Raw genomic sequence first — 8,821 nt, 5'->3', positions numbered from 1 at the left:
GAAATCGTCGGAAAAATGACTGATTTCATTGCGATTTATTTATTTTGGACTAGTTATTTCCCAGTCCCTTTCTTTTATTCAAATTATTCAACGGTTACGGATTTAGCTAGATTACGTGGTTTATCCACGTCATTTCCTTTAGCTATAGAAGTATAATAAGCAATGAGCTGAGTTAAAATAACTGAGATCAAAGGCATATAAGTGGAGGTGGTTGTGTTGATATAAATCACTTTATCACAGACTTGTTCCATATCTTTATGCTTGTGAGTTGTGATCCCAATAGCATAGGCCCCTCTAGCTTTAACTGACTTAATATTGGAGACGGTTTTTTCATAAATATCATCTTGAGTGGCAAGAGTAATCACAGGTGTTCCCTCTTCAATTAAGGCAATGGTTCCGTGTTTCAACTCCCCAGCTGCAAAAGCTTCCGCATGGATATAAGACAGTTCTTTAAGTTTTAAGGAAGCTTCCAGTGCTGTATAGTAATCTAATCCTCTTCCTAAGTAAAAAAGGGAAGGAGCTTCTTTTATTTCTTCCGCAATCTCTTTTGCGATTTCCATACTTTGACTAATGGTGTCCTCAATGCTGTCATCTATAGATTGAAGTTCGATAACGTGTTCTTTGTAAGAGTGAGCATCTAAGCTTCCTTTCAATTTACCGAAATAAAGTGCGAGCATATAAAAGGCAATTAACTGGGTGGTATAAGCTTTGGTTGAAGCCACTGCTATTTCAGGACCGGCCCAAGTGTATAACAAGTCATCCGACTCTCTTGCGACTGCACTGCCAACAACATTGGTGATAGATAGAATACGGGCTCCTTTCGCTTTAGCTTCTCTTAAAGAGGCTAGAGTATCAGCTGTTTCTCCAGATTGGCTCACGACAATGACCAATGTCTGTTCATCGATAAGGTTGTCATTGTATCGGAATTCTGAAGCAACGTCAGCTATTACAGTAATTTTGAGCGCTTTTTCTAACACTGATTTGCCTATTAAACCAGCATGATAAGCAGTACCACAAGCGACGATATAGATCTTGTTAAAAGATTCAATCATCTCTTTAGTCAAGTGAACTCCTTCTAAATAAACCTCTCCGTTTTCATCAAGACGACGATTCAAGGTATTCCTGACTGCTTCCGGTTGCTGGTAAATTTCTTTCAGCATAAAGTGGTCGTAGCCTTCTTTCGTTGCACTGTCTACATCCCATTTCACTTCCTGGATGTCTCTATGTGCAATCAGATGAGAGCTATCAAAAATCTCATAGCCTTCATTCGTCAATCTCACTGTGTCACCATTTTCCAGGTAAATGACCTTTCTAGTACGGGATAAAAAGGCAGGAATATCGGATGCAATGTAATACTCGTCTTCTCCTATGCCTAATATCAATGGACTTTCGTAACGAACGGCAATTAACTCGTCCGGATGAAGACTTGAAGTAATAGCTAAAGCATAAGCTCCTTTTAACCGTTGAGTGGCGGCTTGCACGGCGCTTAACAAGTCACCTGTATAGTAATAATCGATTAAATGAGAAATGACTTCCGTATCTGTTTCGGATACAAATGTATAGCCTTCTTCGATTAAGTCATTCTTTAAAGGCAAATAATTTTCTATAATCCCATTATGCACGACGGCAAGAGTGTTTTGGTTGTTTGTATGGGGATGGGAGTTAATATCTGATGGTTCCCCATGAGTAGCCCACCTTGTATGACCGATACCAGTCTGACCGAAAAGGGGCTTTTCATCAATGTTCTGTATTAATTCTGTTAAACGTCCTTTAAACTTTCTGGTTAGTAAACTATTCTGATGAACGGTAGCCATTCCTGAGGAGTCATAACCTCTGTATTCTAATTTTTCAAGCCCCTCTAAAATGATACGAGACGCCTCTTTCTGGCCAATATAGCCGACAATTCCACACATAAATAAACTCTCCTTATTCTATAAAATAGAGAGTGACATCACGTGAATTCTTGTTTGTTATAGAATTACTTCTAACTTTTGTAGAATTCTTGGACTGTGAAGCCCTTGGAGCATCCGCCGAAATTTTCGATAACCCCAATCCTCGTCAACCTATTTGGTTCTGGCGCTTTTATTTAATTGTCACTCCACACGTGTTAATCTATCATATTATTCTTGTAAAGACGGTAAAGACTTTTTAGCTCTTTTAATTTCGCCTCCATTTCTTTTTGCAAATTAGACACCATGTGTAAGTTCTCTTCTTGAATAGCCTGGCCTATCTGAGTAAACACACTTGTTTGTTTCAGTGTATCTTTAGCTACTTCTTTTCTTAATTTATCTATATCAGACCAACGATTCCTATCTAGCTCTGAAGCCGTAAGGGTATGATGCAAAGCCTTCATGTCTGATATATCCTTCAACACATTTGGAATGATACGATGTTCGAGCTCGGTTACCCATTTGTTAATGGAAGCAGCTTTATAACTGTTAAGCAATTCCTTTGTTAAAACATTTCCTTTGAGTAAGGTTTGTGCTTTATCGGGATAGAGATCGAAAGAATGGATGTTTTCAAAAACAGTTGACGGAACGAAGCCGAAATAGTCTACTCTTTCTTCATCCGAATAATCATCAAACACATCTTTTTCACTTCTGTAGCTTCTTCCTTCTTCGAGGTAGACTGCTTCATCTCCAGGTTTCTTAGATAGTTCAGCTAATAACTGTTCTTCTGATTGACCACTTGTTAATGCGTAGTTAATCCCGTCTAACATACCTAAGAGTAAAGAAGTTAAGCATAAATACGTATTGGTATGCGGATTAGGTGAACGCAATTCAAAGCGAGTGGCAAATGGATTCTTTTCATCACGAATCAAACCAATTAGCACACTGCGGTTTCTAGAAGGGGTGTCAACAGTTCGCCCTAATGACGTTACTGTACAGATAGGTGCTTCAAAACCTTTTTTTAATCGTTTGAAGGCCTCATTTGAAGAGGTGATAAAAGGATTAATCACTTCGTAATTTTTCAGTATACCCATTAATGCACCGTAGCCAAATGAGCTGAGATAAGACTTTTCGTTAGGGTTTAAGACATTTATTTTCTCCCCAGATTGTGTTTGTGCAAGGACACTGATATGCGTATGTTCTCCGCTTCCAGCTACTCCGTCAATTGGTTTAGCTAAAAAAGTCACTTCCATTCCGTTACTTCTGAATTGCTCTTTTATAATGCGCTTAACCAGCATTTCATTATCAGCGGCTTGTAAAGCATCAGAATATTTCCAGTCGACTTCCAGCTGTTCCATGACACCGGTCAATGACCCATTTCCGCTTAGTTTTGCCTTCACTCCACCCACTTCTTTATGACCCATTTCTGGTCCTAAACCATACATTTCCATTAAATCAAGTGTTTGTTCTAGTGCGGTACGAACAGAGCCACGTGTGCTAGCCCAGTATTGCTCATGTAATTCCTGGGAAGTCGCCAGCTCTAAAGTATCCCGATGGTTTTCTGGAGTCATCGCCCAAAATTCAAGCTCTGTAGCAGCTGTAATCGTTATTTTTTCAATCGATTCAGCGCTAAAGCCAAACTGTTTATTAAAGGACGGACTGTTTGCCATTAAGCTTTTTGATTCTTCAGCAAAGTAAGTCGTTGCGTTTAATAAGGCGTGTCTTGAATCGACCGGTAGCCCATCATGGAATAGAAAACAGGGGATTTTCAGTGTTCCGACAGGTAAATCCGTCTCATCATCCCGGTATTCGTCATTGTAATCTACAAACCAATTCCGATCTACATCGACCTTCATATCAATTTTCGCATTGTCTAGGGTCGCAATGGTCGGGAGATAAACAGAAGACCCATCCGTTTGTATGGCTATTCCATTTAAGAAAGTATCCATATCTTCCATAAATAGACGAATCGGTATTTTTTCCTCCGTTTCGTGACCAACTAAATCGACACCAGCTAAGGATACAAAGTGAATCTCAGGATGTTTCTCCAAAATCTGTCGTAAAGACGATGCCTCATGATTGTCAGTATCAATGACATATAATCTCTTCTTTTTCATAGCATGTTCCTTTCTATTAAGATTTTTTAATTTTACAGATTATTATTTCTGACGTCAATAAAAAATTTGTGGGTAATGTCTATGGAAACCATTCCTGTCTTAAAATTGCTTTTGTTTCTGTCCTCAGCTAAACTTAAATTAACTAATCGAGTAGGAGGACAAGGGTTGAAAAAGAATGAACGGAATTATTCAGTAGAAGATGTGCTGGGTGTTACTTTTCGACGCTCGTTTAAAGGGTATCATATGCAAGATGTGGATGTGTTTCTGGATAAAGTTGTAGAAGATTATGCGGGGTATGAAAGGGAAATTGAACGGCTCAAAGCTGAAGTAAAAGAGTTGAGAGGATACTAATTTTAACATAAGAACTCTTAGATATAATGAAAAGAGCTGAGAGGAGAATAGAGATGGCCTTTGATTACGATTTAGATTTTGATTCCATTAATTTTCGAGAAAAACCGGAGCTTTACCGAGTGGGGAGAGGAGAACAAGGGGTTCTGCTCGTAGAGCCTTACAAGAGTGAAATTCTCCCTCATTGGCGTTTTAAAACCCCTGAAATTGCTAAAGAGTCGTCTGAAAAAATTTATGACATGTACCTGGACTATAAGAAAAAAGGTGATTTTGTCGGTATGGATATGTCACGCAAGTTTCTTCAGATGGGCTATACCCGCGCTCGTCGCTACGCCAATTATAAAGGCGGACGGAAGTATGATGAGAATGGGGAAGTGAAAGAACGAGAAATCGATTCGGTAAAAGCAGAATCAGCTGCTATTTTCGAAAAGAAATGGATTTTAGTTCGAGAAGATGAGGATTATTTAAAATTAAAAAAACAGCATCAAAAAAATTATGGTTAAAGGAGAATGCCGATGAAGGTCGTTATAATAGGTGGGAGCGGACATATTGGTTCCTATCTTATACCCAAATTAGTTAAACACAATCATGAGGTCATTGCGGTCAGTCGAGGGGAAAGTGAGCCCTATATTAAAGACTGGACATGGGACAAGGTTCAGCACGTTCATTTAGACCGCACACATGATTCGAATTTCAACCAAAAAATCGCTGAGTTGAATGCGGATGTGGTTATCGATCTCATCTGCTTTAAGCTAGATGAAGTCAAAGAGATGGTGGAGGCACTGAAACAGACAGACCTTTCACATTATCTATACTGCTCAACCATCTGGACGCACGGACGAGCAGAACAGCTTCCAGCTGATCCAAATGGCATAAAATACCCGCTGGATGAGTACGGGAGAGAAAAATATGAGAGTGAAAAATATCTAAAGCGAGAATATCGGCTGAATCATTTCCCAGCTACTATGATTAGTCCTGGCCAAATATGCGGACCGGGCTGGTCTATTATAAATCCTTTAGGCTTCAAGGACGATGGGGTTTTTCAAGATATAGCAGATGGAAAAGAAATCAGTTTGCCTAATCATGGGATGGAGACCTTACACCCGGTGCATGCGGAGGATGTAGCTCAGCAGTTTGTGGATGCGATGTCTAACCGGAATCAGTCACTGGGGGAAAACTTCCATGCCGTTTCAGCAGAATCATTGACCTTATATGGCTACGCCCAATCCATGTATCGCTTTTTTGGTCATGAGCCCAAGATTACTTTCCTTTCATGGGACAAATGGTGTGACTATGTAAAGGATGAAAGACAAGCAGATGTTTCCTTTTATCATATTGCTAGAAGTGGGTACTATAGTATCGAAAATGCTCAGCGGTTAATTGGCTATCAACCGAAATATACCGCACTGGAAGTAGTAGAAACCAGTATTCAAAGCTATTTAGATAGAAATGTTATTTCCATGCGAAAATAAAGCGAAGACTAGGATGCTTTCATTCTCTTTTCTTCTTAATAGCGGTGTTAGGGCCTCAAAATTAACGCCTAATGCCTCTAAACAAAAAGATAGCGACATTCGCCACTTGAAAAAAGGGGCGAATGTCGCTCATTGCTTGTATAAGATAATGATCTATTTGTTAGCTGTTCTGCCTATTATTAGTTTGTCTCCTTCAACTGTCACGAAAATCATAAGGGACAAGCCAACAGCTATAGCCCAATGCATGGGACTTAGTGGAGCTAACATAAAGATGTCCGCTAAGAATGGAACAGCTCCAATGACTCCTGTTAATAGTAATGAAAAGAGTGTGGTCCAGAAAATCGTTTTATTGGATAAGAATCCTACTTTAAAAATCGACTGCCTGCTTCTGACTACAAAAATGTTTAAAGTAGAGGACCAAGCTAGAGTTAAAAAGGTCATGGTTTGAGCTACTTCAAGGGAAGGCTCAATGTTACCTAGCTGAACATATCGTCCGACATAAAAGGCAATTAAAGATATAATCAGCATGGTGGCAGCGCCGACTCCAATAATACGGTAGCCGCCTCTGGCAAACACACTTTCATTTCGTTCAATCGGCTCTTGGTCCATGATATCAGCATCTGCCGGCTCACGACTTAAGCCGAAGCCAGGAATACCGTCTGCTATGACGTTAATAAAAAGTATGTGAATGGGAACTAAAGGAATGCCGCCTCCCAAAATAGTGACGATCAGCATGAGCAGGACTTCCGCCACGTTTGCTGAAAGCAAGAAGTAAATAGTTTTACGAATGTTACCGTAAACCCGCCGTCCTTCTTCAACGGCTTGCACGATAGTGGCAAAGTTGTCATCTGTTAATACCATATCGGATGCATTTTTAGCTACTTCCGTTCCCGCTATTCCCATAGCTGTTCCGACATCAGCAGAGTTGAGAGAGGGCGCGTCATTGACCCCGTCTCCTGTCATCGCAACGACTTCGCCTTTGTCCTGCCAGGCTTTAACAATTCTAATCTTGTCTTCTGGGGACACGCGTGCATAAACAGCGTAATCTTCAATCGTGTCATTTAATTCTTGGTCCGTGAGCTTCTGTAATTCTGTGCCGGTAATGGTTTTAGTCTGTTCATCCGCAATGCCAATATCTCTGGCAATGGCTGTAGCCGTAGCGGCATGATCACCAGTAATCATAATCGTTCGGATGCCGGCTTTTTTAGCGTCTGCGACAGCCTGCTTACTTTCTTCTCTTGGGGGGTCTATCATCCCAACCATTCCAGCATAAACCATGCCTTTTTCAAGGTCTTCTCGTACCATATCCTCTTCATCAGGTAATTCTGTTATGATTTTACTCGCTACACTTAAGACCCGTAACGCATCGTCTGCAAATTCATCGTGAATCCGTTCATATTCTTCAACAGTGGTCCCAGAAGGAATATCGGAACTTTCAAAGATGCGTTCTGAGGCTCCTTTAGATATAACAATGTAATTTCCGTTATTATGTTCATGAATAGTGGTCATGCGTTTCGTTTCTGAATCAAAAGGGAATTCGTATACCCGTTTGTACTTTTGATCTAAGTCTTCCTTTGACCAGCCTTTTTCTTCAACTAGTCGAATAATAGCTGCTTCTGTCGGATTTCCTTCGACTTTTAAATTCCCTTCTTCATCGACACTGGGCTTGACGTTGGAAGAGAGAGCCATCATTTTAAGCATCCACTCTTCGTGGTGATCAAAGTCATGGTCAGCGTCTGTCGGCTCAAAGTTGGGAACCCAAAGTCTTTGAATAGACATCTGATTTTGTGTCAATGTCCCCGTTTTGTCTGAAGCAATCACCGAGGCACTTCCAAGCGTTTCAACAGCCGGAATGTTACGAATAATGGCTCGTTTTTCAGCCATGTTCTGAACACCGTAAGCTAAAGTTAGAGTCACAATGACCGGTAAAGTCTCTGGTACGGCTGCAACAGCTAAGGAAACCGCAAGCATCAGATTATCTAAGAAAGATAGATCAGACGTTAGAAGGTTGACTACAAAAATAATTACACCAGAAATCATTGCTAATACCGCTAAACGTTTAGCTAAATCATCAATTCTATTTTGCAAGGGTGTTTTTTCTTTGTCATCTCCAGACAGCAAACCGGCTATCTGACCCATTTCGCTTTCCATACCAACGGCGATAACGACTCCTTTGGCATTCCCATTCGTAACAGAAGTACCTGAAAAGACTGTATGAGAAACGTCCCCCACTTGGGCATCCTCGTCCGCTTCAGCGTTGGGGTCTTTATCTACTGGAACACTTTCACCTGTCAGAGACGATTCTTCTGTCTGTAAATTATTGGCCTCTAATAAACGAATATCCGCGCCGATCCCTTCTCCAGCTTGAAGTAAAACAATGTCTCCCATAACTAAATCAGTTGAAGGAATAGTCTGCTCTCTCCCATCACGTAGAACTCTGGTTTCAGGAGCAGAGATACTTTTTAAAGCTTCCAGAGCATTTTCAGCTTTTCCTTCTTGATAAATAGTGAGGGCAATATTGATGAAAATGATGATAAAAATGACAATGGGTTCAGAATACCCATGACCTGGGTCAGAGTAGGAAATATAAAGAGATAAGAACCCGGCAAATAGCAGGATAAGATTCATCACCTCTTTAAATTGGGCGGCAATTTTTGACAACAAAGAAGCTTTCTGCTCTTCCTCAAACTCGTTGCTGCCATATTTTTCACGTTGCTTGGTGACTTCCTCAGAAGACAGACCTTTTTCAAGATCCACATTCCATTCCTTTAGTATGTCGTCCTTCGTCCTCGATTTATACTCCATTTTATCTCCTCCTATTAAATGATTCTTAACTAAAACGATAAATTAGAGAACTAAAGTTATAAAACTCAAGTTTTGCAGTTAAAAAATAGCCTTTGACCCTTGGTGTCATTGACTTGGTACCATTGACTTGGTACCGATTATTATGCCGCTTTTGATATTTGATTCAGCTGATTTTCTTTTAAAAATGGCT

6 protein-coding genes are annotated in these 8,821 nt (G+C 40.3%); 3 read left to right on the top strand and 3 right to left on the bottom strand.

The features are described from left to right. Positions 1-83 precede the first annotated feature (83 nt). Positions 84-1,913: a glutamine--fructose-6-phosphate transaminase (isomerizing) gene (glmS, locus tag ABDZ53_RS04875; protein WP_343754468.1), complete on the bottom strand. Its 1,830-nt coding sequence runs from the start codon at positions 1,911-1,913 to the stop codon at positions 84-86. Between the two features lie 194 nt (positions 1,914-2,107). Beyond that, complete coding sequence (locus ABDZ53_RS04870) at positions 2,108-4,006, bottom strand: type I glutamate--ammonia ligase (RefSeq protein WP_343754467.1); 1,899 nt, start codon at positions 4,004-4,006, stop codon at positions 2,108-2,110. A 165-nt stretch (positions 4,007-4,171) separates the two neighbouring features. On the opposite strand from ABDZ53_RS04870, the gene ABDZ53_RS04865 reads away from it, so the two are divergent. From ABDZ53_RS04865 to ABDZ53_RS04855, 3 genes are read left to right on the top strand one after another with little or no spacing between them, the layout of a single operon-like run. Then, entirely contained in the window at positions 4,172-4,357 is a 186-nt protein-coding gene (locus tag ABDZ53_RS04865) for a DivIVA domain-containing protein (RefSeq protein WP_343754466.1), read from the top strand. Between the two features lie 53 nt (positions 4,358-4,410). Continuing rightward, positions 4,411-4,857 carry a DUF4385 domain-containing protein gene (locus ABDZ53_RS04860; protein ID WP_343754465.1) on the top strand — a complete coding sequence of 149 codons (447 nt, stop codon included), beginning with the start codon at positions 4,411-4,413 and terminating at the stop codon, positions 4,855-4,857. Positions 4,858-4,869: 12 nt separating this feature from the next. Next, the gene (locus tag ABDZ53_RS04855) at positions 4,870-5,826 is read left to right on the top strand and encodes an NAD-dependent epimerase/dehydratase family protein (RefSeq protein WP_343754464.1); all 957 of its coding nucleotides are present in this window, start codon (positions 4,870-4,872) and stop codon (positions 5,824-5,826) included. 153 nt (positions 5,827-5,979) lie between these two features. Here ABDZ53_RS04855 and ABDZ53_RS04850 read toward each other — a convergent pair whose 3' ends face one another. Next, complete coding sequence (locus ABDZ53_RS04850) at positions 5,980-8,631, bottom strand: calcium-translocating P-type ATPase, PMCA-type (protein WP_343754463.1); 2,652 nt, start codon at positions 8,629-8,631, stop codon at positions 5,980-5,982. Positions 8,632-8,821: the final 190 nt, after the last annotated feature.

The organism is Alkalibacterium iburiense, from assembly GCF_039521845.1.
Lineage (GTDB): Bacteria > Bacillota > Bacilli > Lactobacillales > Carnobacteriaceae_A > Alkalibacterium > Alkalibacterium iburiense.
The sequence above is the reverse complement of the archived record's forward strand: the minus strand, read 5'-3'. Positions and strand labels throughout refer to the sequence as shown.

Bases quoted from the DNA above. Each gene is read 5' to 3' on its own strand.
- ABDZ53_RS04850 (WP_343754463.1), bottom strand. From the start codon at position 8,631: ATGGAGTATAAATCGAGGACGAAGGACGACATACTAAAGGAATGGAAT.
- ABDZ53_RS04870 (WP_343754467.1), bottom strand. From the start codon at position 4,006: ATGAAAAAGAAGAGATTATATGTCATTGATACTGACAATCATGAGGCA.
- glmS (WP_343754468.1), bottom strand. From the start codon at position 1,913: ATGTGTGGAATTGTCGGCTATATTGGCCAGAAAGAGGCGTCTCGTATC.
- ABDZ53_RS04860 (WP_343754465.1), top strand. From the start codon at position 4,411: ATGGCCTTTGATTACGATTTAGATTTTGATTCCATTAATTTTCGAGAA.
- ABDZ53_RS04855 (WP_343754464.1), top strand. From the start codon at position 4,870: ATGAAGGTCGTTATAATAGGTGGGAGCGGACATATTGGTTCCTATCTT.